Genomic DNA, 25,648 nt, shown 5'->3' on the forward strand with positions numbered 1-25,648 from the left:
TTTAATACCGCAAGCCTTTTAGTAAAAAAAGTGGGGAGAGCAGGATTCGAACCTACGAAGCCGAAGCAACTGAGTTACAGTCAGTCCCATTTAGCCACTCTGGAATCTCCCCAAACTTTTTAAAGAGCCTCCAGAGGGATTCGAACCCACGACCCCGAGATTACAAATCACGTGCTCTGGCCAACTGAGCTATGGAGGCATTAGATTTCAAAAAGAACTCTTATCTCAAAAACGGAACTCTTTTCCGTTTTGCGGTTGCAAATATATGGAGTTTTTTCTGAAATCTACAAATATTTCTATTAAAATTTTATTTCTTATCAATTATAATTTCTCTTTCCTTTTGATTAGTAATTTTTTAGCAGCTTCTGAACATAAATCCAAACTTTCTTCAAAACTTGTGGAAGTCTTCTTTACTACAATATCATCACCAGGGATAACTACTCTAACTTCTGCGGTTTTATTTTCTTTATCGTGGCTGTTTTCTAATCTTAAAGTTACTTTACATTCTATAATCTTATCATAGAATGTATCCAATTTGCTTAATTTCTTATCAATAAACTCTTCTAATGGCTGATGAGGTGTAAGACCTATTGCCTGAACGGAAATTTTCATACGACAACTTTTTTATATTAAACATTAATTTTTCTTCTTTGCCCTTGGATGAGAGGTATTAAAAATCCTTTTCATTTGCTCAATATCTGCATTGGTATACACTTGAGTACTCGCAAGACTCGAATGCCCCAATATCGCTTTCACCTTTGATATCTCTGCTCCATTATTTAAGATATGTGTAGCAAATGTATGCCTCAATATATGAGGGCTTTTTTTCTCCTTACAAGTAACGGCACTAAGATATGAGTTTACAGTTACATAGACAAAGTTTTCAGTAATTTTTTTACCTTTTGTGCTTACAAAAAAATACTTTTCGCAGGCTTCAAGGGGGTTACGCTCTTTTTCTATATAATCTCTCATTAACCGAGACAGGTCTTCCGCAATGGGAACCACCCTTGTTTTATTTCCTTTCCCCGATATTTTAATTTCATTTTTAGACAAATCTACATTTTGCAACTCCATATTACAGAGCTCAAACCTTCGCATTCCTGTTTGGTAAAGCGTTTCAATAATCAGTATCTCTAAAAGAGAATGCTCTCCCTGAAATTCTAATTTTGAAAGTCTTTCCATTTCTTCTACCGATAATGGAATTTGTTTCTTAGGGTTGAATTTTAAAGACTTAATACTCTCTAAAGGAGAAACTTTAATCTCTCCAATCTTTAATAAAAAATTATAATACCCCCTCAGGGTGGTTAGCTTTCTATTGATGCTGTTTTCTGCGAGTTTATGTTTATTGAGGCGCACCATAAAATTGCGGATAGTCCTCTTATCCACACTCAAAGTATCATCAGTGCTTTCTGTTTCGTTTAGAAAAGAAATGAAATCTTTCAAATCTCTTTTATAACTAACGATGGTATTGTCTGAGTAGCGTTTTTCAACTTTTATGTAATCTAAAAATCGATCTATCATAGACCAAATATATAAAAAAATCACTTCCTAAATTGATATTCAGAAAGTGATCACTATAAAAAATTAATTATTACAACTTAAATATTAAGCCTGTTCTTCTTTGCTTAATGCTCTTTGCTTATGAGCTGCTCTTAGTTTTCCTTGTCTTAAAATTACAGATGGCTTAATAAATTGCTGTCTTGCTCTAAGTTTCTTAACAACACCTGTTTTGTCAAATTTTCTTTTGTACTTTTTAAGAGCTCTATCGATAGACTCTCCATCTTTTACTGGAATTATTAGCATAGTTTACATCTCATTTTCGGGTGCAAATATATAGGTTTATTTTTAACACGCAAAACACTACCCATTTTTTCAGTAAATATTTCAAAAAAATATATAAATTGTGCCTCTAATTTTCTTCTTATGATTTTTCATCCTTATACTGCGATTAATGCCTCTGCTGGCTCTGGGAAGACTTATGCACTGGTTCAGAAGATACTCATCATTTGCCTTAGCCATCCCAAAAGGTACGACACTATAAAAAACATATTAGCACTTACTTTTACGAATAAAGCAGCTAATGAAATGAAAAAACGCCTCATAGACTGGCTAAAAGGCTTTACAGATGAAGATTATGCACAGAACAAAGACCTTCAAGGAATAAAAGAAAAATTAGAAAAACTCGGAATAAAAGTAAGTATAGAGGAACTGCATCACAGAGCGAAAGAGGTGCTGGATTATATCCTCCACCATTATTCTACACTTAATATCAGCACAATTGATAAGTTTAATTCCAAGCTGGTGCGTTCTTTTTCATACGAGCTGGGGCTACCTCATCAGTTTAATCTTGAAATACAAAACGAGCCTTATCTAATAGAAGCCGTTGACAGGCTATTGGATGAAATCGGCAGTGATGAGCAAATTTCATCTGCATTTATGGATTTGATAGATTACAATTTTGAGAACGACGAAAGGGTTAATATCAACAAAACACTATACAACAAAGCAAAAACTTATATAAACGATGTACACTACTCTGAGTTGAAAAAAAATAAAAACTTCGATTGGGAAGCCTATAAAAACACAAAGGAAAACATCAGGAAGAGAATAGCTATCAGTAAAGAGAAGATGGAAGAAATAGCAAAATCTGCCTTAAAACTCATTGCAGATAAGGATTTAGATGAAAAAGACTTCCAAGGAGGGAGTAGTAGAGGAATTGCTGTTTTCTTCAAAAAAATCCTGAATTTCTGTGATGGACAAAGAGACTTCCCTTTCCCAGATGATGAAGACAAAGCCCTTGAGAACTTTAGAAAAGGAAGTGCTTCCAAGAACGAACTCATAAAATCTACCGTACTCAGCATTATAGAAGAGCTCATCAGCAAGCGTGAGCAAATCATACACCTGTATATATATAGGATAAAAAATGAAAAAATCCTCAAGGAGCTCCTCCCTTTTAAGTTCAACAAAGAAATACAAGACCAGCTGAATATTATAGAAACTGAAAACGACCTGGTACTGCTCTCCAAATTTAATATCATTATAAATGAAAACCTTAAAAACGAGCCTTCCAACTTTCTCTATGAAAAAATCGGCACCAAATTCCATCATTTTTTTATTGATGAATTTCAAGATACCTCCCTTATGCAATGGGAAAACCTGCTGCCATTAAGGGATAATAATATCTCCGAAAGTGGTAATTCTTTCACTATCGTGGGAGACCCTAAGCAGAGCATCTACCGTTTCCGTGGTGGAGAGAGTGAAATAATGCTCAATATCCTCAACCAAAAAGAATACACGAACACTCCTGTAAGCATTGAAAATCTGGAGAATAACTGGCGCTCGGCAAAGAATATCGTACAGTTTAATAATGACTTATATGAATTCATCGGTAATGAATTGAGAGAAGAGCACCAGAAGCTCTTTGCCATAGATGGCAAGCAAAATGCCATAAAAGACTTCCCAGGCAGGGTAAAAGCAAGCCTGACCGACTACGAGAAACGCTCTGAAGTCTTCTTTGAAAACTCGGCTCTGCAGATGAAAAAGGATATACAAAACTGCATAGATTTAGGATTTAAACTCTCAGACATCACCATTATTTGCCGTACAGGTAAAGAAATCAGGGAATACTCTTCGCTTTTAGGACAGCAGAAAATCTCCTACAACGGAGCAGAGCAAAACATAAAAACCATTTCCGAAAAAGGGCTTACTCTGGGGATTTCCTATACTCTAAAGGCTCTTGCCGATTTCCTCAACTGGAAACTAGAGCCAGAAAACAGGCAGTACCTGGTAAAAATGCTGTATTATCTGAACAAACTGAACAGAATTAAAATTGATGATTTCACATTAGAAATGTCTCAAATCCTCAGCTTGCCACCCCACAGTATAGAAAACGAGCTACAGAAAAGATATCACCTCAATTTGCAAATAGAGCTTAATCTCAACCTGTATAACTATATAGAGTACTTCGCTCAAGAGTTTTCGGTAGTGGGAAAGGAAACGGAATTTATCCTCAACTTCCTCGAAAATCTCTATGCTTTTAGCCAAAATTCAGGGGCAACCTTAAAAGACTTCATCAAGTATTGGAACGAAGAAGCACAGAACATCTCCATACAGGCGAGCGATAACACTGATGCCATCAAGCTGATGACTATACACGCAGCAAAGGGTTTGGAGTTTCCCGTAGTGCTCCTCCCAATGCAGAGTGGCAATAAAGATAACGACTTCCAGCAGTGGTTCAGCTTAGGAGATGAGCAGGAGCTAAAGTCCATCAACCTAAATAATTTTGATAAAAAACTCAACTCATACGACAAAGAAATCCGAGATTTTAATGAAGAAAATGCCTACAAAAACAGAATCGACAGGCTTTGCGTACTCTATGTAGCCACTACCCGAGCCGTAGAGCATCTTTATCTCTATCTTCAAAAACCTTCAAAAACAGGAGAACCCACAGAAATCTTGCGCTTCATAGAGTCTCATTTCCCAATAGAACCTAATGAAGACAGCATAGACCTCTACCCTACCGATAGCTCCCTCATCCGAAAAACAGGTAAAGAGAAAGAAAACACCCACCTCTCTCTCCAAATAAAAGACCTGAGCCACAAGGAGAAAAAAGCAGAGAGCATAAAAATAGCCACCCCTTCTAAAAACTATCAGCAGACGAAAGCCAAAGTAAGAGAAGGTATACTTACGCACGAAATATTATCAAAAATCAATTCAAAGGCGGATATCTCCAAAGTTCTCCAAAGCTACCTCCTGAGTGGGAGCATTACAAAAACTGAGAAAAACCAGATTGAAAATAAGATAAATGCTATTGTATCCGATAGCAGATACAGCAAATATTTTGCTGAAGGGCTCAACACTCTTTCCGAAAGAGACATCATCTATAGAGGTAATGGAAAAGCAGAAACCTACCGCCCCGATAGGTTGGTAAAGCTAAGCGATGGCTGGGCAATAATAGATTTCAAAACAGGTGCCCCCAAAAAGGAACACCTGAGCCAGATAAAACATTACGAGCATCTGCTAAGATCTATGGGTAGAAAGGTCTCCACAGTGGAAATCATCTACCTGAATGATTAGCCCACCCTGCTATCTCCCTTTGCTGTGTATGGGGATTACGAGAACAGGGAGTGGGCAGTTCTTGGTGAGCTCCTTAGTAAGGCTACCCACAAAAACATCGTAAATACCGCTTCTTCCGTGCGAGCCCATCACAATATAAGAAGCATTTTTCTCTTCAGCATAGTCCAGAATAAGGTCTTTAGCTACTCCCTGCCTCAGCTCAGTTTCACAGGCTATCCCTTGCTGACTGATAGTTTCCTCTATTCTTTGGAGTAGTCTCTGGCTCTCTTGGGTCTCAGATTTCTCTACCTCTGGATAGTACTGCACGCCTATATCACTCATCGCGAAGCCTAAATCTGCAGGGGCAATATGGATAACACACAGCTGACCACCCACTTCCTTTGCAAATTTTATAGCTCCTGCCACTAATTTGTCGGTTGCCTCAGAAAAATCTACTGGCAAAATAATACTAATCATATCTGTAATTTTTTATTGATTTATCGGTAGTAAAGTTACAAATATCTACCCAAGTAGCCAAGCGCATACTCCTGATATATTTTTTCATCAGTATGAAATTATATTTTCATCACTACGAAATTTTTATTTCATCACTACGAAATTTCTATTTCATCACTATGAAATTATATTTTCATCACTACGAAATTTCTTTTTTATCAGTATGAAATTATATTTTCATCTGTACGAAATAAGAATTTCCTGTTTTTATATTTCTTAAAACAACAAGACACTTTATATCATACTATAATACAGTTTATTATATTTCAATAAGGATTAATTTTTATCACCCTGATATTCTTATTAAAAGATGACTTTTAGAGAATTTTTAACAAATGTTAAATTTTTCTTAAATATCGGTATGATTTTTGAAAAGCATCAGCTTGTTTTAAATAAAAAATTATTATCATTATGAACAAAAACATTATCGCAATTGCCATTGCCTCCATAGGTTTTGTGAGTGGGCTGGCAGTGCTCGGAAGTGCTGTAAAGAACAGAAACAAGGCTGAAAACACTATCTCTGTAACAGGGCTGGGCTCAAAGAAATTTACCTCTGACCTGATTACCTGGTCAGGCAACTTTAGCCGAAACAGCTACGAACTAAAAGAAGCCTATGACGCACTGGTAAATGACAGAAAAGTTATAGAAAAATACCTGACTTCGCAGGGAATAAAAAAAGAAGAGCTTGTGTTCTCCGCTGTGAATATGGAGCGGCTTTATAACTACAATACAGATGCGAGCGGATATAGCAGACAGACATTTGCAGGCTACCAACTCTCTCAATCAGTATCTATTAAAAGTAAAGATGTAAGCAAGGTGGAGAAACTTTCCAGAAACATTACCGAAATCATCAACCTCGGTATAGAATTCACCTCCTCAGCGCCGAGCTATTTCTACACAAAACTCGCCGATGTAAAGCAGGAAATGATAGCAGATGCTACCAAAGATGCAAAGCAAAGAGCCGAAAAAATTGCTGAAAATGCAGGCAGTAGCCTCGGAAATTTGAAAAAAGCAAATATGGGTGTAATCCAGATTACTGCGCCTTATTCTGATGAAGAATACTCTTATGGTGGTACTTTCAACACTTCTTCTAAGGAGAAAGAAGCGACCATCACCATAAAACTCGAGTATGAAGTGGATTAAACCCCGTGGGGTTTAATCCTTTTTATATTCCCATTTTTCTATTGCTTCAAGGGTTTTGCTGACTTCCTCTCCCTTTACCGCATCGGAGATAAACCAAGTCTCAAAGCCACTTGGGGGCAGGTAAATTCCCCTTTCTAAGAGGTAATGAAAGAAATGATTGAATGCCGTGTGATCTGCCCTCGCGGCATCATCAAAGTTGGAAACCTTGTTTATCCCAAAGAAAATGGACATCATAGAGCCTTTTCTGTTGATCGTATGCTCTATACCTTTGGTCGCTAATAGTTTGGAAACTTCTATATCCAGAGTCTCAGTTGTTTGATTTATTCTGTTATAGAACGAATCATCCCCTCTAATAAGCTGAAGCGTAGTAAGCCCGGCACGCATTGCCAGAGGGTTCCCACTGAGGGTTCCCGCCTGATATACCGCACCTTTTGGAGCGAGGCAGTTCATAATTTCCTGTCGCCCAGCAAAGGCTCCTACGGGCATTCCTCCGCCAATAACTTTACCATAGGTAACCAAATCTGCCTCTATCCCTAATGCCTCCTGAGCTCCACCGAATGAAAGTCTGAAACCTGTCATTACCTCATCGAAGATGAGTAGAGATGAATACTCATCACAAATCTTTCTAAGTTCTTTAAGGAAGTCGTTCTCTGGAAGCACACACCCCATATTCCCAGCTATGGGCTCTACAATTACGGCAGCAATCTCAGCTCCGAACTTGCTAAAAATATCCTTTACTTGCGCTATATCATTATATCTGGCGAGCAAAGTATCTTTGGCTGTCCCTTGCGTTACTCCTGGTGAGTTTGGGTTTCCAAAGGTAGCCGCACCACTCCCCGCTTTTATAAGAAATGCATCTGAATGCCCGTGATAGCAACCTTCAAACTTGATAATTTTATCTCTCCCTGTAAAGCCTCGTGCAAGGCGTACTGCACTCATACACGCTTCTGTACCTGAAGATACCATTCTTATCTGGTCGATATTCGGGACATTCTCTATAATGAGTTTGGCAATTTCGGTTTCCAGCTCGGTAGGCGTCCCAAAGGAAAACCCTTTTTCTGCCTGTTTTTGTACTGCTTCGAGCACTGTAGGGTGGGTATGCCCTACAATGGCTGGCCCCCAAGAGTTGATATAATCAATATATTGCCTGCCATCCGCATCGGTGAGGTAAGCCCCTTTTGCCTCTTTCATAAATAGCGGAACGCCACCTACGGACTTAAAAGCACGAACAGGGGAATTGACTCCCCCTGGTATATATTGCTGAGCTTCGCTAAACAAAGCACTACTTCTTTGGTATAACATAATGATGAATTTAAAAATCTATAAGTTTATTTCAGTTTGATAATCTGACCGTATTTGGGCTGAGAACCGTACTCCATATCATTCTTTCTGTAAAGTTTTTTCAGTTTAATGGCAAACTTCTGCGCTATCTGATGCATTGTTTCCCCCTTGGATTTATAGGTTTTAATATTCCCCGAGCCTGCTTTACTCTCAAGGAAGATAATATCATTCTTTCTAAGGAGGTCTGTACCGAGGTCATTATATTTAATAAGCCTTGCTTTTCTTAGTCCAAACTTCTCAGAGATAAAATCCAGCGTTGTATCTTCAGGGATGATGATGTATTTCCTGTCACCATTAGGATGATTCTTTACTGAAATCGTAGCAAGAAGATCTCTATCTATGGTTTTCTCTTTCTTTATAGACGGCTGAGAAGCTGCAATAGGCGAAGAATTAAACGGATTGATTTCTTTCTTTGGTGGCGTATTGGTTTTTGGGGTAGCCTCTGCAATAGTTTCTTCCTTATAATCAACATTTGGATAAAGCTTTTGAAGGGTATATTTCACTTCTTTTGCAGCGATATTATCAAACTCGTAAAGCTTATGCTTTTCAATTTTACTGATGAGGATGTAGGCATATCTCGGGTTGGTAGCATAGCCTGCTCTTTTCAGACCGTGAGCCCAAGCTTTATAGTCCTTTGGATCGAGCTTAAAGAGATTCTGATAATGCTTCCTAAATGCGAGAAATTTCGAGTGGTCTTCGTATGAATCCCGCGGGCTATCATAGACTCTGAAGCATTCATTAGGTGCATCATCTGTATGTTTCATACTTCTGCCTGTCCATTCGGCTTTGCATTTTATCCCAAAGTGATTGTTCCCTTCTCTTGCCAGCCGGCTCTGCCCTCCGCCTGTTTCCAGCAACCCTTGAGCGAGGGTAATAGATGCGGGGATTTTGTACTTCTCCATTTCCTCTACGGCATATTTGGCAAACTGCTGTATGTACTGCTCTTCGGTAGTCCAAGTCTGCCCAAAGGTTTTAGATAAAACAAAAAATGATACTAAAAGAAAGAGTCTTTTCATAATTTATATTTTTATAATAATGGGTTTTCCTTTTTGGGCTCGTTGCTCATTCATCCCATCTATTCCTTGCAAGCCACCAGTATGAAATGCCAATATCTTCGCCCCTTCGGGGAAGAAGCCCTCATCTATCTTCTCGGTGAGCATCTTCATCATTTTGCCTGTATAGCAAGGGTCAAGCTGTACGCCAAACCTCTGCGAAAAATCATTAATGAAAGAGATAAGCTCATCAGTAACCTTTCCATATCCTCTGCCTGAGGCATCAAATACTTGAAAATTATTCCTGCCCGACCAGTTTGCAATACGGGGCTCGGTATCATCGTTCACAGCTTTAAAGCCTAGTGCTGTCTGATGTGCCTCTGCAAATTTGGAAAGCCCTGCGAGCGTGCCCCCCGTTCCCACAGCCGTGCAAAGATAATCAAATTCTTTTGTGCGCTCATCGAGCATAAACTGCACTCCCTCTACGGCAAGGCTGCTAGAGCCCCCTTCAGGGATGATGAGGGCATCGGGGAACTTCTTCTGGAAGACTTCCGAGAGCTTCTGCTTGTCTCGGTACGCCTCTCGGGTTACGAACTCAAAGCGCATCCCATCCTCAAAGGCTTTGGCAAGGGTGGGGTTCGTCTGCCATTTATTTATAAGCTCATCGCCACGAATAATCCCCAAAGTCTTCATACCCATCTCTCGCCCCACAGCCGCCGTAGCCGCAATATGATTGGAAAAAGCCCCACCAAAGGTTACGAGCAAAGGCTCTGCAACCTGCCTCTCCCTATACTTTCGGATATTATAAAAAAGTTTCCAGTATTTATTACCTGAAATCTCTGGGTGCGTAAGGTCCTCTCGCTTGATATAAAGCTCTACCCTGCTAGAATAAGGGATTCTTAGAATCGGAATTTTAAAACTCAGGTGCTGCATAGAAAAATAGTTGAGCAAAGATAATCATTTAGCCGTAAGCTTTAGGCAGTAGGCAGTAGGCGGCAATTAGCTTCTGGCTATTGGCTTTTAGCTACTAGCTATGGGTGGTTAGTTTGTGGTAAGTGCCCGACTGGCTACGGGCTAAGTGCTCCCCACGCAGTGGGTGCCACCTACAAGGTGATAAGAATGTAGGATTAATTCTTTTACAAGGTCTTGGGAGAGGCTTTCTATAAGAAGGGTATTCCAGTGTTTTTTATTCATATGGTAGCCTGGCGTTATTTCAGGGTAGGTTTCTCGGAGCTCAAGAGCTCTTTGAGGGTCGCATTTGAGATTTACTTTTGTAGGTGCCCCTGCAAGCGAGACCAGTGCAAAGATTTTCTTGTGTATGCGGAAGGTAAGAACCCCATCTCCAAAAGGCATATCTTCGGTTGCGAGGGGTAGAGAAAGACAGAAATCTCGGAATTCTTCTATATTCATTTCTATGGTTTTTGAAGCTAATAACAAACTGTTTCAGCTTATCTTTCTCTCTAAAGATGCTGAAACAGTTTGTTTGGTTTATGATACTCTTGTTTTAGTTTGGCATTTTAAAGCCTTTGGTGTAGATACGCCCGTAGTCATCTACGAACTTCACCTGTACATTACCCGTATGCTTATCGAGGATTTTCTCTACATCTTTCTGAGAACTTACGGGCTTGCCATTAATCTCTATAATGATATAGTCATCTACCACACCTATCTTTGCCATCTCTCCACCTTGGGTTACATTCTTGGCAACTACTCCTGAGTTGAGCCCATACGCAGTTTTGAATCTCTCGCTAAGGGGCTCAAACTCGGCACCAATTTTCTCAGTTACGCTGAGGTCTGCCTTTCTCCTTGTGGAAGTCCCTCCTTTCTGGTCTTTCAGAGTTACGGTTACGGTAGTTTCCTTACCATTTCTTACAAAAGTTACTTGAACTTTATCACCTGGTCTCTTGCTACCAACAGCTCCAGAAAGGTCTGAGTAGCCAAGGATATTGGAATTATCAATCTTTTTGATGACATCGCCAATTTTTAAGCCTGCATCTTCTGCTCCACTCTTAGAGGAAACGCTTCGTATATACACACCAGAACCTGATTTTATATTGGTCTTCTCCTGTCTGTTATATGCAGCGATTTGCTGCTCATCAGAAAGGTCTATAACACCGACACCGAGGAAGCCTCTCTGAACAATTCCAAACTTCTTGATATCTTCCACAATCTTCCTTGCAAGGTTAGAAGGTACTGCAAAGCCATAACCTTGATAGTATCCGTTGGTTGAAGAAATCGCTGAATTAATCCCGATAAGGTCACCATTGGCATTTACCAGCGCACCTCCCGAGTTGCCTGGGTTAATAGCAGCATCGGTCTGCAGGAAGTTTTCAATAGGATTGGACGCCTCTCCCTTAGAACCTAAGAGACCGATACCTCTACCCTTTGCAGAGATAATACCCGCGGTAACGGTAGAGTTTAGCCCTAATGGATTCCCCACAGCAAGCACCCACTGCCCAACTTCCACAGCATCTGAATTGGCAAAATTCAGGTACGGAAGACCTTTCTCTTCAATCTTCAAGAGGGAGATGTCTGTATTTGGGTCTGTGCCCACAAGGGTTGCGATATAGGATTTCTTATTACTAAGGACTACTTCCAGTTTATTAGCTCCTGCTACCACATGGTTATTTGAGATGATGTATCCATCAGGAGAGATAATAACCCCAGAGCCCATACCCGAAGGCATATTGTCTGGTGCTTGCTGCTGCTGTCTCTGCCTACTGTTATTATTCCCAAACGGGTCTCCAAAGAAGAAATCAAACAAATCCTGATTCTGTACTCTGCCAGAAACTCTGCTCTTATAATTCTTAATGGTTACAACTGCTGGTACGGTAGTTTTGGCTGCCTTTACAAAGTCATCTGCCACTGCAGCACTATTCATACCCACAAACTGTGCTCCGCTGTTATCCTTTGGTGCGAAGTAAGAGTAATCATTGTCTGAATTCCCATTATCAAAAGCCTTAATAGCTCCAAAAGTAGTAGCTCCTGAAACTACTCCTACCACTGCGTAGGATAGAATTGATTTTACTGTTTTATTCATATTCATCTGTTTTTAATATTATACTTTAATCTACTTTATTCATTTAATTACCCCACAAATTTAATGCTAAATAAGTAAAGCATCATTGAAAAATGTTACCACTTTAACCAAAGTTTAACAAGGCTAATGGCATATTTAAGACTTTATTCGCAATTGAGATGACAGATAATGACAGATTGACCATTATCCCACACAAAAAGAGGCTTTCTACAAAAAATTATTACCTTTGTCCTATGCCAGCCAAAACACTTTTTAATTCAGTAGTAAACTGGTTTATCAAAAAGAGAATAGACCAGATTGAGCAGTTTATCAAAGAGCCCGTACAGACTCAGGAAGCTGTATTATTCCTGCAATTACTAAAAGCCAAAGACACAGTTTATGGCAGGGAATTCGGGTTTAAGGATATTAATTCCATCAGTGACTTCCAGAGGCAAGTGCCTATCGTAAGCTACGAAGACTTTGAGCCCTATATAGAGCGGGCAAGGCAGGGAGAGAAAGATGTTATCTGGCAAGGTAGCATCCGCTGGTTTGCAAAATCGTCTGGCACTACAAATGCTAAGAGCAAATTCATCCCCATTACGGAAGAAAGCCTTAACGACTGCCACTATAAAGCGGGGAAAGACCTCGTATCTATCTACGCTAATAACCACCCAGATAATCAATTATTCTCCAACAAAAACCTGAGACTCGGCGGTAGCTCCGAGATGTATGAAAACTTTGATACCAAGTACGGAGACCTCTCTGCCATCCTGATAGACAACCTCCCATTTTGGGTAGAAATCACCACTGTACCGAGCAAAAAAGTCTCACTAATGTCCGAATGGGAAACCAAGATGAAAGCCATAGTCTCCGAAGTACTCACCGCTGATGTAGGTAGTCTCTCTGGCGTACCGAGCTGGATGATGGTTCTCCTGCAAAAAGTACTGGAGGAATCTGGCAAAGAAAATATCGGGGAGCTATGGCAAAACCTTGAAGTATTCTTCCACGGGGGGATTAGCTTCAAGCCCTACCGAGAACAATATAAGCAGATTATCGGGAGAGAGATTAACTACTACGAGATATACAATGCCTCCGAAGGCTTCTTTGGGATACAGGACAGGCACGGCTCAGATGAGCTCCTCCTTATGCTAGACTATGGAATCTTCTATGAATTTATAAAAATGGAAGACTTCGGGAAAGCAAACCCAAGAACCTATACCATAGGAGAAGTAGAAAAAGGAATAAATTACGCAATGCTCATCACTACCAATGGTGGGCTGTGGAGATACCTCATCGGAGATACGGTTTATTTCACCTCTACCGAGCCTTACCGAATAAAAATCTCTGGCAGGACTAAGCATCACATCAATGTATTCGGTGAGGAGCTGATGATTGATAATGTAGAAACCGCCATAGAAATCGCCTGCAAGAAGACTCATTCCAGTGTGAAGGACTATACAGGTGCTCCCGTCTTTATGGAAGGAAATTCCAAAGGTGCCCACGAATGGATTTTTGAGTTTAATGATGAGCCTGCTGATTTCAATGCCTTTAAGCGAGAATTTGATTCTGCATTAAAAGACCTCAACTCCGACTACGAGGCGAAGCGATACAATAATATGACCCTAAGGGAACCCATTATTCATAAAGCCAAGCCCAACCTCTTCTTCGAGTGGATGTCTTCCCGAAACAAGCTCGGTGGGCAAAACAAAGTACCACGCCTCAGCAATGAAAGAGAATACATAGAACCCCTCCTTGAAATGAACCGATAACCTATGGGCAAGACCTCACAACAGCACTGCTACCACTGCGGACAGGAGATTGATAAAGAAAAAATCTTCTTCGATGAGAAAGCCTTTTGTTGCAACGGTTGCAAATCCGTCTACGAAATCCTAAACCTAAACCATTTAGAGAATTTCTATACCCTGAACAAACAATCGGGAATACGACCAGATGACAATCTCTCGCAGTTTGACTACCTCGATACCCCAGAAATATTCAGCAAAGTAACCGATTTCTCTGAAGGAGAGACCACACTCGTAACCTTTAAGATTCCCGTTATCCACTGCTCCTCCTGTATCTGGCTTTTAGAGAGCTTGAGCAGCCTGAACCCTCATATCAAGTACTCGCAAGTTAATTTCACGAGGAAGAACCTTCAAGTATCTTTTAATCACAATGAACTCAAACTAAGCGAGCTCGCAAAGTTCCTTACCAACCTTGGGTATAAGCCTGCCATCAACCTGGAAACAGCCGACAAAAAGGAAGAACCCTTAGATAAATCCCTACTGATAAAATTTGCCATAGCAGGCTTTGCTTTCGGGAATGGAATGTTTTTCAGTTTTCCAGAATACGCACAGGAGATTTTAGGTACCAATGACCTTTGGATGGACAGCTACAAACACCTGTTCCGATGGATGGTCTTCCTGCTCTCCACTCCCGTAGTGTTTTATTCTGCCTCGGATTACTTTAAATCTGCCTACTTTGGGCTAAAAAACAAAATCGTCAATATTGATGTACCTATCGTACTCGGCATTCTGGTGCTCTACGGCAGGAGTATCTATGAGATGCTTACCGACTTTGGTCCCGGCTACTTCGATACCCTGTGCGGACTGCTGTTCTTTATGCTCCTTGGAAAGATTTTCCAGAAGCGCACCTACTCTTCCCTCTCCTACGACAGGGATTATAAATCCTTCTACCCCATTGCTGTTACCAAAATAGAGGCTGGGGGCAAGCAGGAAAACATCCTCCTCTCTCAACTGAAAATAGGCGACAGAATTATGGTGAGAAACCAAGAGATTATCCCAGTAGATTCTATACTGATACAGGGCGAAGGGAATATAGACAACTCCTTCATCACGGGAGAGAGCGCCACCATTCCTAAAAAGGCAGGAGATAAAATCTTTGCCGGAGGAAAACAAATCGGCTCCATCCTCGAACTTGAAGTGATAAAAAGCGTAGATCAGAGCTACCTGACTCAGCTTTGGAACAAAGAGGCTTTCAAGAAAGCAGAAACGGGATTAGATAACCTCACCAACCGCGTAAGCAAGTACTTCACCTTCGTTATCCTCGCCATTACACTCATTGCAGGAGTCTATTGGAGCCAAGTAGATTTCGAGAAGATGTTCCAAGTCGTTTCCGCCATTCTCATCATCGCCTGTCCGTGTGCCTTAGCCCTGTCGGCACCCTTTACTTTGGGGCATATAATGAGAATACTCGGGCGGCATAAATTCTATGTAAAAGATACATTGACCATAGAAAAACTCTCAAAGATAGATACCCTCGTTTTTGATAAAACAGGAACCATTACCCAGACTAAGAAATCTCAGATAGAGTACAAAGGCAAAGCCCTCTCGGAATTTGATGCTCAAAATATCAAAACCCTATTAAAGAACTCCAACCATCCGCTTTCCAAATCACTCTATGAGTTTCTGAATATCCCCGATGAATATTTCCCTGTGGAGAACTACCAGGAAACCTCTGGAAAAGGCTATTCTGCCACCATACGAAGCCATCAATACCTCATCGGCTCTGCTCAATTCATAGGAGAGACCTCCTCCGAAATAGAAACCGCCGTCTATATCCGAAGAGATAATGAATTTCTCGGCAAATACCTCTTTAAAAACGAATACAGAAAGGGGATTTCACAGATGTTTTCAGACCTAAAAGACTACAAAATCTATATCCTCAGCGGTGATAATGCCTCCGAAGAGCAAACCCTTCGCGAGAAAGCACCGAATATCTCTGGATTATCCTTTAATCAAAGCCCTGAGGATAAGCTCAACTTCATCCAACGGCTGCAAGAGCAAGGGCGCAAAGTTGCAATGCTGGGCGATGGACTAAACGATGCAGGAGCCCTAAAACAAAGCAGCGTAGGAATCGCTATAGCCGATGATACCAATGCCTTTACCCCCTCCTCCGATGTTATTATGAGCGGGCAGGTTCTCCCACACCTAAGAAACTACATCACCCTGACCAAAGACGCGATGAACATCATCAAAGCAATGTTCGTCATCAGTTTTCTCTATAATATTATAGGGCTTGGCTTTGCTGTTTCTGGCAATCTCTCTCCTCTTATTGCTGCCATTCTAATGCCGATAAGCTCCATTACTGTAGTTTCCTTTACTGCCCTCGCCTCCCACGCCGCAGCATATCGCAGGTGGCGCTCTCATTAGCACGAGGGGCTATGATAGAGCTATTAAAGCTGTATATTACTATCCTCTTGGGGTAATTAGAAAAGCGAGACGGGCTCGCTCTCTCGGGCGAGGGTGACTCGCTCTCTCGGGCGAGGGTGACTCGCTCTCTCAGGCGAGGGTGGCTCGCTCTCTCAGGTGATAGACCTATAAATAAAAAATACAGCCTTTAAAGAGGCTGTACTTTTTTGCTTTAGGCTTTAGGCAGTAAGCCTAACCACACATCGCCTACTGCTTACTGCCTAAAGCCTACTGCCTTTTTAGTATATTTGTCGGGAAAAATTAGAGAAAATGCCAGATTTTTTACATCCAGATAAGGAGAATTTTTCGCCTCAGGACTTGGATATGGAGGAGAGGATTCGTCCGCAATCGTTCAGCGATTTTGCGGGGCAGAGGAAGACGCTTGAGAACTTGGAAGTATTCGTTGCCGCTGCAAAGAAAAGAGGGAGCGCCCTTGACCATACCCTGCTTCACGGCCCGCCAGGGCTGGGGAAGACTACCCTCTCGCACATTATCGCTAATGAACTGGGGGTAAATTGTAAGGTAACCTCAGGTCCCGTGCTGGATAAACCCGGTAGCCTCGCAGGGATATTGACCAATTTAGAAGAAAATGATGTGCTTTTCATCGACGAGATACATCGGCTCTCGCCCATCGTGGAAGAATATCTGTACTCGGCAATGGAAGATTATAAAATCGATATAATGCTCGAGACAGGTCCTAATGCCCGCTCGGTACAAATAGGGCTCAATCCCTTTACCCTTATCGGAGCTACGACCAGAAGCGGAATGCTTACCAAACCGATGCTCGCAAGATTCGGTATCCAAAGCAGGTTGGAGTATTACAACATAGAGCTCCTGAGTAGCATTATACAGCGAACAGCAAGGGTTTTAGGGGTTCCGATTGATGAAAATGCAGCCATAGAAATCGCCAGACGAAGCCGAGGAACGCCAAGAATAGCCAATGCCCTGCTGCGAAGAGTGAGGGACTTTGCCGAGATAAAGGGGAATGGCAAGATAGAAATAGAAATCGCCAAGTACGCACTCAACTCACTCAATGTAGATGAATACGGACTGGACGATATGGATAATAAAATTATGCGGGTGATGATAGAGAACTTTAAAGGTAAGCCTGTGGGCATCTCCGCATTGGCGACTTCGATTGGGGAGAACCCCGAGACCTTAGAGGAGGTTTATGAGCCTTACCTGATTCAGGAGGGGTTTATCATCCGCACCCCTCGAGGTAGGGAGGTTACCGAGAAAGCGTATAAGCACCTCAACCTTTCCAAGCCTTCTCACCCAGGGGAATTGTTTTAGTGAGGGCTATTTCTCTTCTACTTTGGTTACAAAACCGTCGTAGGAAATCGGTTGGCGATCAGATGAACTTATAGAAAGATATGCCCTGCCATTAGAGAAAATTTCAAGGCTCATCCTTTTTACCGAAGGCTGATCCTTTACATCAAAGGTATAGAGCATACCGCGCTTGCCTCTATCGGTTTTCGTCATATAAAAATCCTTGGATTCAAAATTAAAACCGGCATCTCTACCACCATAGGAGAGGTTATACGCCCTCCCGAAATAGGGGAGATGTACGAAGAGGGCGTCTTTCTGCACCTCTAATGTATAGCCCTGCCCTGATAAATCTAAAATCCTCATAGGGACTGCTCCAGGGATAGATGCAGAGGCATTATTTACCGCCGAATAATCCATAGGCGTAGCCTTCTCTGCCACAAAAGAGAAACGGTCTTCTGCAATCATCTGAGATAAAACCCCTGATTCTACATAGCGTTTAGAAGCACAAGAGCTTAAAACCACTAAAAATCCAAAGTAAACCAAAACGAACTTTTTCATTGGGAGAAGTTTTTATTATTAAACAGGGAGCTTATCATCAAAATCTATGCAAATCACGGCACATTTGGAATACTAATTGCAAATCTACACGGCATTTAATAGCATCATTATGAAAATTTCAGCATATATTTCAGCAGGGCTAGTGTCCCTATCTTTACTCGGCTGTACTACTAATCCTATTACAGGTAGAAAATCCTTTCAGCTAACTTCTCTCAACCCAGAGATACAAGCGAGCTCTTTTAGCCAATACAGAGCTACACTCAACAAGAGCAAAGTGATTAATAATACCTCTGCAGCAAGGCAGGTAAAAGCTGTAGGACAAAGGATAAGGAATGCTGCCCACGCCTATTACAGAAGTATAGGAAGGGAGCGAGATTTGGCATCTTATGCCTGGGAATTTAACCTCATAGAGGATAAACAGGTAAATGCCTGGTGTATGCCTGGCGGCAAAGTAGCGGTATATACCGGGATACTCCCTGTAACAAAAAATGAAACAGGAATGGCAGTAGTAATGGGGCACGAAATTGCCCACGCACTTGCAGGGCACGGTAATGAGAGAATATCTCAAGCGATGGTAGCTCAGTATGGTGGAGCGATTCTCGGTAGTGCTATCTCAGATGCTCAATGGGCAAGGGTATTCCAAGAGGCCTATCCTCTGGGCTCGCAGATGGTGCTTCTAAAGTACGGCCGTAGTCAGGAATTAGAAGCCGATGAAATAGGGCTTTACCTAATGGCAATGGCAGGCTATGACCCAAGGCAAGCCCTCCCCTTCTGGGAGAGAATGGAGGCACAATCCAGCGGACAGAGAAATCCAGAGTTTCTCTCTACCCACCCCCACCCCGAAAGCCGAAGAGCAGATATCACAAGGCACTTGCCTCGAGCATTGAATTATTACAAACAAGCAGGAGGTAAATAAATATTTTAATACATTTGACGCCTAAAATTTAAATCTATGCGAAGTTTATTAATCATTGGAGTAATCCTTTTAGCTGTGGCTACTGGATTTTTTTATATTGCCGACTTTAAAGTACGAGACCTTTTTGAATCCGCTATCCTAATGGGGATTATTTGTGGAATTGGTATTGGGCTTATCATTGGAGGTGTAGTAGGCTATGTTTCCAAAGGTGTAGCGATAAAAACCGCTCAGAAAGAAAAGGAATTTAAAGCACTGCAAAAGGAAAAAGAAAAACTGGAAAAGCAGGCAGCAAATCTCTCTGATACTCATTCTAATTCAGGTAATACTATTTAAGAGGCAAATGAATTGCCTCTTTTTTTTATTTCCCCTCCTCACACGCACTCCAAACGGTATCTTGCTGAGGTACAGGAGCCGTGATTTCTATACGCTCTCGGGTTACGGGGTGAATAAACTCCAGTTTTCTGGCGTGTAGAGAGATTCCTCCATCTTGGTTTGAGCGCGGTGCACCATACTTTAAATCTCCTTTAATCGGCAAGCCTATCTTTGAGAGCTGTGCCCGAATCTGATGATGCCTGCCCGTCTCTAAATCTACCTCCAAGAGCTGGTAATTATCCAATACTTTTATAATGGTATAGGTAAGTATGGCTTCCTTAGCCCCATCCGTAGGCTTTGTAAAGACAATAGCCTTATTATTTTTCTCATTTTTTTTGAGGTAATGCACCAGCCTCTGGCTTTTAGGGACGATTTCCTTAGGCACAATAGCCCAATAGGTTTTCTTTATCTCTCTGTTTTTTATCATCTGAGTAAGGCGAGAGAGTGCCTTTGAGGTTTTAGCATAAATCACCAAGCCCGAAGTAGGTCTGTCTATACGATGAACCAAGCCGAGGAATACATTCCCTGGTTTATGGTCTCGCTCTTTGATAAAATGCTTTAGGGTTTCCAAGAGAGATTCATCACCTGTTTTATCTCCTTGCACGAGCTGCCCAGCCCGTTTGTTGATAATCAAAAGGTGGTTATCCTCATACAGAATCTGGTCTTGCATCGGTTAGTAGCTTTCGTTTGAGTTGGGAAAATCTTTTCCCTTTACATCTTTTACATATTGGGAAACGGCTCCTGTAATTTCGGAGTAGAGATTAAGGTAGCGTCTTAAGAATTTAGGTGAGAAGCCTTGATTCATCCCCACCATATCGTGATAGACGAGCACCTGACCATCGCAATCTGCCCCAGCACCAATGCCGATAGTAGGTATCGTAAGACTTTTGGAGACTTTTTTTGCCAGTTCTGCCGGGATTTTCTCTAATACAATAGCAAAGCATCCGAGCTTCTCGAGGAGTTTTGCATCGGAGATGAGTTTCTCTGCTTCCTGCTCTTCTTTTGCTCTTACTTTATAGGTACCGAACTGGTAGATGGACTGTGGAGTAAGCCCCAGGTGCCCCATTACGGGGATTCCTGCATTTACAATCTTTTGTATGGAGTCTTCTATCTCCTTACCTCCTTCGATTTTTATGGCGTGTGCTCCGCCTTCTTTCATCATCCTCACGGCAGACTCGAGAGCTTTCTCGGCATTGGATTGATAAGTCCCAAAAGGTAAATCTGCCACTACTAATGCTCTACTTACGCCTCTCACTACGGATTGAGTGTGATAAATCATCTGATCCAAGGTAATTGGGAGTGTAGTTTCGTGCCCTGCCATTACATTAGAGGCAGAGTCTCCTACAAGAATAGCATCTACCCCTCCTGCATCTACCATTTTAGCAGTGGTAAAGTCATACGAGGTGAGCATTGTGATTTTCTCACCTTCAAACTTCATCTTTCTTAGAGTCTCTGTGGTTACTTTTTTTATTTCTGAGTAGGTTGACATTTAGCTTCCTTTTTTCTTTTAGTTACAATGCCCAAGTTTCATCAGCTTTGAGCGATCTAAAACCTTAATATTCCTCCCTTCTACCTCTATCAATCTATCGGCTTTAAATTCGGAGATGAGTCTAATGGCACTCTCTGTTGCTGTACCGATAAGGTTCGCTATTTCCTCTCGGGTGAGGGCTATTTTTATGTATCCTTCAGGGTCTGTGCCAAGACGGTCTTCGAGGAGGAGGAGGATTTCTGCAAGTCGCTCTCTTACGGTTTTCTGTGCCAGTAGTGTAATGGTATTGGAAGATTCTCCCAGCTCATAAGCTATTTTTTGAAGCATTGCATAGGCAAGTTTAGAATCGTGTTCCAGTATAAGGAGAAAGGTCTCAGCAGGGATAAAGTAAGTCTCTACACTGGTCATAGCCTCTGCTTTTGCCTGGAACGCCTCATGGCAAAGAAGTGAGCGATAGCCTACAAGATCTCCTTCCTTTATAAACCTGAGGATTTGGTCTTTGCCATAAACTCCAGACTTGGAGAGTTTAGCAATACCTTTTTCTATAATATAAACTCCCTTAGCATTATCTCCATCATCAAACATCGTATCTCCCTTTCGGAAAGTTATAAACTTCCGTGAGCGTAGTAGTCTATCAAAATACTCTTTCGGCAATCTGTCTCTCAGTCCTTCTGTATCAAGTGCCTTATGGAGGCTTGCTTCGATATGATTATATTTCTCTACTGACATAGATATGATATTTATCAGCAAATATAAGTTTTTTTTAATTAAGACAAAGAGGTCTCTAATTAATTAGAAACCATATAACAAACTCCCCTGAAACTTAAAAATACTCCTGCATATCCTCCTTCTTGATAGAAAAATATTTTTCTTTTGCTTTAAGGAAGAAAAGCCATTTTTAAAGGTAGAATAATCTTATTCTTCACCCCTTCCAAGGGGGTAAATTATAGGTAAAATAGTTATAAAACAATACCCTGTCATCATACAAAGCGTAAGGCTATGAGATTATTCCTTATTTTTGCTCATCAATAAAAAATTATGGCAAAAAAGAGCAAAGAAACCCCACTAATGCAGCAGTACAATACGATAAAAGCAAAATACCCAGACGCAATACTACTGTTTAGAGTGGGAGACTTTTATGAAACCTTTGGAAGTGATGCAGTGCGAACGGCAGAGGTACTGGGCATTGTCCTCACCAAAAGGAATAATGGCAGTTCACATACAGAACTGGCAGGTTTTCCACATCATTCCTTAGATTCTTATTTGCCAAAACTCGTAAGAGCAGGGCTGAGGGTAGCCGTATGCGACCAATTAGAAGACCCCAAAATGGTAAAAGGTATCGTAAAACGAGGGGTAACAGAACTTGTAACCCCTGGAGTAACCTTTAATGACCAAGTCCTTAGCTCAAAGAAAAACAACTTCCTGCTATCCTTGCACAGGGAAAAGGAAAAATTTGGCATCGCACTGATAGATGTCTCCACAGGTGAATTCTTGGTAAGCGAAGGCAATCTTGAGAAGCTCATCCATATTGTCCACAGCTTTGACCCAAGCGAAATCATCTACCAACGAACACAAGCTCTACCCGAACAACTGAAAAACAGGGCAACCTTTAAACTGGAAGACTGGGCATTTCAGTACAACTATGCCAAGGAAAAACTCACCCAGCAGTTCAAAACCCAATCCTTAAAAGGTTTCGGTATAGAAGATATGCCACTGGCAATAACCGCCGCAGGAGCTATCCTCGCCTATCTGATAGAAGATACACACCACAACCTGCTGGCACACATCATCAACATAAAAAAAATTCCAGATGACGAATACCTGCTGATGGATGGCTTTACACTAAGAAATCTGGAAATCATCTACCCAACCTCCAAAGAAGGGAAAAGCCTGCTGGACATCATAGACCGTACAGCAACTCCTATGGGGGCACGGCTCCTCAGAAGGAGGCTCATCCTCCCCCTTAAAACCGTAAATGATATAGAACGGAGGCTACATCTCGTAGACTTTTTTAATAAAGAAGACGCATTAAAGTTTGAAATCTTAGAGCTTCTAAAAAGCCTCTCGGACCTTGATAGGCTGATGGGAAAACTCGCCTCCGAACGCATTAGTCCAAAAGAATTCGGGCACTTGAGGCAGAGCCTTATCAATATTAGAAAGATAAAAGAGCTCCTCAGCCCTAAGCACGACCTCCTCGCTTGGATAAAACCCCTTAACGAACTCTCCGAGCTCATCTCCTATTTAGAAAGCCACCTTAATGAAGAGCTCCCCATAAGCATCGCCAAAGGAAATGTAATAAAATCTGGAGTAAATACCGAGCTGGATGCCCTCAGAAGCCTTCAAAACAAAGGAAAGGACTATCTGGAAGAAATGTGCAACCGAGAGATAGAACGAACAGGGATTTCAAGCCTTAAAATCAGCTTTAATAATGTCTTCGGCTACTATATAGAAGTGAGAAATACCCATAAGGACAAAGTACCCGCAGACTGGATTCGTAAGCAAACCCTCGTAAATGCAGAGCGCTACATCACCGAAGAGCTCAAAGACTACGAAGAGCAAATCTTGGGGGCAGAAGAAAAAATTTCCATACTCGAGCAGCAGCTCTACAAAGAAACCTGCTACGAAGCGATGAAATATATAGACCTCATACAGGAAAACAGCCAAATCACTGCCCAGCTCGATATCGCAACGGCATTCTCCGACCTCGCCACTGTCGAAGGCTATACCAAACCTTCATTAAACGATGGATACGCCATCAACCTGAAAGAAGCAAGGCACCCGATTATTGAAAACACCCTCCCCTTAGGCGAGAAATACATCCCCAATGATATTTATTTGGATAGAGATAGCCAGCAAATCCTAATGGTTACAGGCCCGAATATGGCAGGTAAATCCGCCATCCTAAGGCAGACGGCAATCATCGCACTGATGGCACAAACAGGCAGCTTCGTGCCCGCAAAATCTGCCGAAATTGGAGTGCTCGATAAAATCTTCACCCGAGTAGGTGCCTCCGACAATATCTCCGCTGGAGAATCTACCTTTATGGTGGAGATGAACGAGGCCGCGAATATCTTAAACAACATCTCCGAGCGCAGCCTCATCCTCCTCGACGAAATCGGGAGGGGAACTTCCACCTACGACGGGGTATCTATCGCTTGGGCGATTGCCGAGTATCTGCACCAGCACCCCACAAAGCCCAAAACCCTCTTCGCCACCCACTACCACGAGCTCAATGAAATGGCAGCATCTTTTGAGAGGATTAAAAATTTCCACATCTCCATCCAAGAGAATAAAGGGAACATTATCTTCCTCCGAAAGCTCATCGCAGGCGGTAGCGAGCACAGCTTCGGTATCCACGTGGCGAAGCTGGCGGGTATGCCTTCCAAAGTGATTAACCGCGCCAATGAAATATTGGAAACCTTGGAGAGCAGCCGTAGCCAAAAGGCGTCTAAAAAGATTAAACAAACCACCGAAAAGAACCTCCAGCTTTCCTTCTTCCAATTGGACGACCCTACGCTGGAAAGCATCCGCGATGAGCTCAACAAAATCAATATCAATGCCCTCACCCCCATCGAAGCACTGATGAAACTCAACCTGATAAAAGAAATGGTCAGCGCTTAACTCTCCCCTCCAAAATACAATGGACACTACACAAACAAAAAATAATAATAAATGAACTATAAAGAAAAACTAAAAGACATCAAGGCATTCGTTTTTGATGTAGATGGAGTATTCACCGACGGTACGGTATACCTCCTCCCAGGCGAAAATATGTGCAGAGCAATGAGCTCCTTAGATGGCTACGCCGTAATAAAAGCCCTGAAGCAAGGATACAAAGTAGGAATCATCACAGGAGGGAGCGACCCGATGGTAAAGTACCGATTCTCATACTTGGGAGTGGTGGATTACTACCCAAAGTCTAAGGACAAGATAAAAGATTTAGAGCATTTCAAAGCAATTTATAATCTGAAAGACGAAGAAATACTCTCAATGGGTGATGACATCCCTGATAGAGAAATGCTCAAGCAGAGCCACATCGCTGCCTGCCCACCGAACGCCGTACCCGAAATAAAAAAAATAGCGGATTATATCAGTCCCATAAAAGGAGGTTCGGGCGCCGTGCGCGATGTGATAGAACAAGTACTGAAAGCCCAGGGCCACTGGGATGTAACCGATGAAACCCCATCCATATAAATGAAACTCCTGCTCGCATCCCAATCCCCCCGAAGGAAAGAACTCCTCCAATGCTTGGGATTCCCCTTCGAGGTCGTCTCAATCCATTGCGATGAGTCTTACCCCTCCCAGCTCCCCATTTGTGAAGTAGCCGCTTACCTTTCATTAAAAAAAGCCAACAGCTACACTCACCTGCGCTCGGGCGAAATCCTCCTCACCGCAGATACTATTGTGAGCTGTAGCGGCCAAATATTAGGAAAACCCAGAGATAAACAAGAAGCCGCCCAGATGCTAAAAAAACTCTCTGGGAACACCCACGAAGTCTATACGGGAATTACCTTAAAAACCAGCACAAAAACCACCACCCTTACGGATAAAGCCGAAGTAGAATTTATGCCTATCAGCAGTGAGGAAATCGATTTCTATATCAATGAGTTTAAACCGCTGGATAAGGCAGGGAGCTACGGGATACAGGACTGGATAGGGATGGCGAAAATAAATAAAATCTCGGGGAGCTACTATACCATTATGGGGCTACCAACCCACCTGATTTATAAGGAACTAAACAAGCTCACCAAATAAAAAAAGCCATTCGAT

Annotated in this window: 23 protein-coding genes and 2 tRNA genes; 10 read left to right on the top strand and 15 right to left on the bottom strand. The window is 41.9% G+C overall.

Translation table 11 applies throughout. The features are described 5' to 3' along the window. Positions 1–31: 31 nt before the first annotated feature. The 5 genes from DBX24_RS03850 to rpsU all read right to left on the bottom strand — a co-directional run bounded on the left by DBX24_RS03850 (position 32) and on the right by rpsU (position 1,803). Positions 32–112: transfer RNA gene (locus DBX24_RS03850), tRNA-Tyr, on the bottom strand. Between the two features lie 13 nt (positions 113–125). Then, positions 126–199, bottom strand: a tRNA-Thr gene (locus DBX24_RS03855). 122 nt (positions 200–321) lie between these two features. Beyond that, positions 322–612 carry an HPF/RaiA family ribosome-associated protein gene (locus tag DBX24_RS03860; RefSeq protein WP_160224036.1) on the bottom strand — a complete coding sequence of 97 codons (291 nt, stop codon included), beginning with the start codon at positions 610–612 and terminating at the stop codon, positions 322–324. 24 nt (positions 613–636) lie between these two features. Further along, on the bottom strand, positions 637–1,521 hold the full coding sequence (locus DBX24_RS03865; protein WP_160224037.1) for a tyrosine-type recombinase/integrase: 885 nt from the start codon (positions 1,519–1,521) through the stop codon (positions 637–639). Positions 1,522–1,605: 84 nt separating this feature from the next. Beyond that, positions 1,606–1,803, bottom strand: a complete 198-nt coding sequence (rpsU, locus tag DBX24_RS03870) for a 30S ribosomal protein S21 (RefSeq protein WP_120488293.1) — start codon at positions 1,801–1,803, stop codon at positions 1,606–1,608. 120 nt (positions 1,804–1,923) lie between these two features. Here rpsU and DBX24_RS03875 point away from each other — a divergent pair, with 120 nt between their 5' ends. Next, entirely contained in the window at positions 1,924–5,076 is a 3,153-nt protein-coding gene (locus DBX24_RS03875; RefSeq protein WP_160224038.1) for a UvrD-helicase domain-containing protein, read from the top strand. A 9-nt stretch (positions 5,077–5,085) separates the two neighbouring features. Here the strand turns inward: DBX24_RS03875 and DBX24_RS03880 are convergent, their stop codons facing one another. Then, entirely contained in the window at positions 5,086–5,532 is a 447-nt protein-coding gene (locus DBX24_RS03880; RefSeq protein ID WP_160224039.1) for a universal stress protein, read from the bottom strand. A 450-nt stretch (positions 5,533–5,982) separates the two neighbouring features. On the opposite strand from DBX24_RS03880, the gene DBX24_RS03885 reads away from it, so the two are divergent. After that, positions 5,983–6,714 (top strand): SIMPL domain-containing protein, encoded by a 732-nt coding sequence (locus tag DBX24_RS03885; RefSeq protein ID WP_160224040.1) that lies wholly within the window; start codon positions 5,983–5,985, stop codon positions 6,712–6,714. A 12-nt stretch (positions 6,715–6,726) separates the two neighbouring features. On the opposite strand, the gene hemL is transcribed toward DBX24_RS03885, so the two are convergent. The 5 genes from hemL to DBX24_RS03910 all read right to left on the bottom strand — a co-directional run bounded on the left by hemL (position 6,727) and on the right by DBX24_RS03910 (position 12,087). Continuing rightward, positions 6,727–8,016 (bottom strand): glutamate-1-semialdehyde 2,1-aminomutase, encoded by a 1,290-nt coding sequence (gene hemL / locus DBX24_RS03890; protein ID WP_160224041.1) that lies wholly within the window; start codon positions 8,014–8,016, stop codon positions 6,727–6,729. A 26-nt stretch (positions 8,017–8,042) separates the two neighbouring features. Then, positions 8,043–9,071: a glucosaminidase domain-containing protein gene (locus DBX24_RS03895; protein WP_160224042.1), complete on the bottom strand. Its 1,029-nt coding sequence runs from the start codon at positions 9,069–9,071 to the stop codon at positions 8,043–8,045. Positions 9,072–9,074: 3 nt separating this feature from the next. Beyond that, positions 9,075–9,980, bottom strand: a complete 906-nt coding sequence (locus tag DBX24_RS03900; protein WP_120488287.1) for a 1-aminocyclopropane-1-carboxylate deaminase/D-cysteine desulfhydrase — start codon at positions 9,978–9,980, stop codon at positions 9,075–9,077. A gap of 141 nt (positions 9,981–10,121) precedes the next feature. Further along, positions 10,122–10,457 (bottom strand): MmcQ/YjbR family DNA-binding protein, encoded by a 336-nt coding sequence (locus DBX24_RS03905; RefSeq protein ID WP_120488286.1) that lies wholly within the window; start codon positions 10,455–10,457, stop codon positions 10,122–10,124. A 94-nt stretch (positions 10,458–10,551) separates the two neighbouring features. After that, positions 10,552–12,087, bottom strand: coding sequence for a trypsin-like peptidase domain-containing protein (locus tag DBX24_RS03910; protein ID WP_160224043.1), 1,536 nt, complete (start codon positions 12,085–12,087; stop codon positions 10,552–10,554). A gap of 233 nt (positions 12,088–12,320) precedes the next feature. Between DBX24_RS03910 and DBX24_RS03915 the strand changes: the two genes are divergently transcribed. From DBX24_RS03915 to ruvB, 3 genes are all read left to right on the top strand, one after another. Beyond that, on the top strand, positions 12,321–13,835 hold the full coding sequence (locus DBX24_RS03915; protein WP_160224696.1) for a GH3 auxin-responsive promoter family protein: 1,515 nt from the start codon (positions 12,321–12,323) through the stop codon (positions 13,833–13,835). Between the two features lie 3 nt (positions 13,836–13,838). Beyond that, positions 13,839–16,235, top strand: a complete 2,397-nt coding sequence (locus DBX24_RS03920; protein WP_160224044.1) for a heavy metal translocating P-type ATPase — start codon at positions 13,839–13,841, stop codon at positions 16,233–16,235. 309 nt (positions 16,236–16,544) lie between these two features. Further along, entirely contained in the window at positions 16,545–17,567 is a 1,023-nt protein-coding gene (gene ruvB, locus DBX24_RS03925) for a Holliday junction branch migration DNA helicase RuvB (protein ID WP_120488283.1), read from the top strand. Between the two features lie 6 nt (positions 17,568–17,573). Here the strand turns inward: ruvB and DBX24_RS03930 are convergent, their stop codons facing one another. Further along, on the bottom strand, positions 17,574–18,101 hold the full coding sequence (locus DBX24_RS03930) for a DUF4251 domain-containing protein (RefSeq protein WP_120488282.1): 528 nt from the start codon (positions 18,099–18,101) through the stop codon (positions 17,574–17,576). A gap of 109 nt (positions 18,102–18,210) precedes the next feature. Between DBX24_RS03930 and DBX24_RS03935 the strand changes: the two genes are divergently transcribed. Next, positions 18,211–19,017 carry a M48 family metallopeptidase gene (locus DBX24_RS03935; RefSeq protein WP_160224045.1) on the top strand — a complete coding sequence of 269 codons (807 nt, stop codon included), beginning with the start codon at positions 18,211–18,213 and terminating at the stop codon, positions 19,015–19,017. 36 nt (positions 19,018–19,053) lie between these two features. Further along, the gene (locus DBX24_RS03940) at positions 19,054–19,350 is read left to right on the top strand and encodes a hypothetical protein (RefSeq protein WP_120488280.1); all 297 of its coding nucleotides are present in this window, start codon (positions 19,054–19,056) and stop codon (positions 19,348–19,350) included. Between the two features lie 25 nt (positions 19,351–19,375). Here DBX24_RS03940 and DBX24_RS03945 read toward each other — a convergent pair whose 3' ends face one another. Genes DBX24_RS03945 through DBX24_RS03955 form a run of 3 tightly spaced genes read right to left on the bottom strand, consistent with a single transcriptional unit; the run spans position 19,376 to position 21,607 of the window. Continuing rightward, positions 19,376–20,059, bottom strand: coding sequence for an RluA family pseudouridine synthase (locus tag DBX24_RS03945; RefSeq protein WP_160224046.1), 684 nt, complete (start codon positions 20,057–20,059; stop codon positions 19,376–19,378). Positions 20,060–20,062: 3 nt separating this feature from the next. Continuing rightward, on the bottom strand, positions 20,063–20,878 hold the full coding sequence (gene panB / locus DBX24_RS03950; RefSeq protein ID WP_120488278.1) for a 3-methyl-2-oxobutanoate hydroxymethyltransferase: 816 nt from the start codon (positions 20,876–20,878) through the stop codon (positions 20,063–20,065). Between the two features lie 18 nt (positions 20,879–20,896). Beyond that, on the bottom strand, positions 20,897–21,607 hold the full coding sequence (locus DBX24_RS03955) for a Crp/Fnr family transcriptional regulator (RefSeq protein WP_120488277.1): 711 nt from the start codon (positions 21,605–21,607) through the stop codon (positions 20,897–20,899). A 309-nt stretch (positions 21,608–21,916) separates the two neighbouring features. On the opposite strand from DBX24_RS03955, the gene mutS reads away from it, so the two are divergent. Genes mutS through DBX24_RS03970 form a run of 3 tightly spaced genes read left to right on the top strand, consistent with a single transcriptional unit; the run spans position 21,917 to position 25,633 of the window. Continuing rightward, positions 21,917–24,499 carry a DNA mismatch repair protein MutS gene (gene mutS / locus DBX24_RS03960; protein WP_120488276.1) on the top strand — a complete coding sequence of 861 codons (2,583 nt, stop codon included), beginning with the start codon at positions 21,917–21,919 and terminating at the stop codon, positions 24,497–24,499. Between the two features lie 51 nt (positions 24,500–24,550). Then, positions 24,551–25,072 (top strand): KdsC family phosphatase, encoded by a 522-nt coding sequence (locus DBX24_RS03965; protein ID WP_120488275.1) that lies wholly within the window; start codon positions 24,551–24,553, stop codon positions 25,070–25,072. Beyond that, the gene (locus DBX24_RS03970; protein WP_120488274.1) at positions 25,073–25,633 is read left to right on the top strand and encodes a Maf family protein; all 561 of its coding nucleotides are present in this window, start codon (positions 25,073–25,075) and stop codon (positions 25,631–25,633) included. The last annotated feature ends 15 nt before the right edge of the window (positions 25,634–25,648 follow it).

The organism is Bergeyella cardium (assembly GCF_009914665.1).
Classification (GTDB): domain Bacteria; phylum Bacteroidota; class Bacteroidia; order Flavobacteriales; family Weeksellaceae; genus Bergeyella_A; species Bergeyella_A cardium.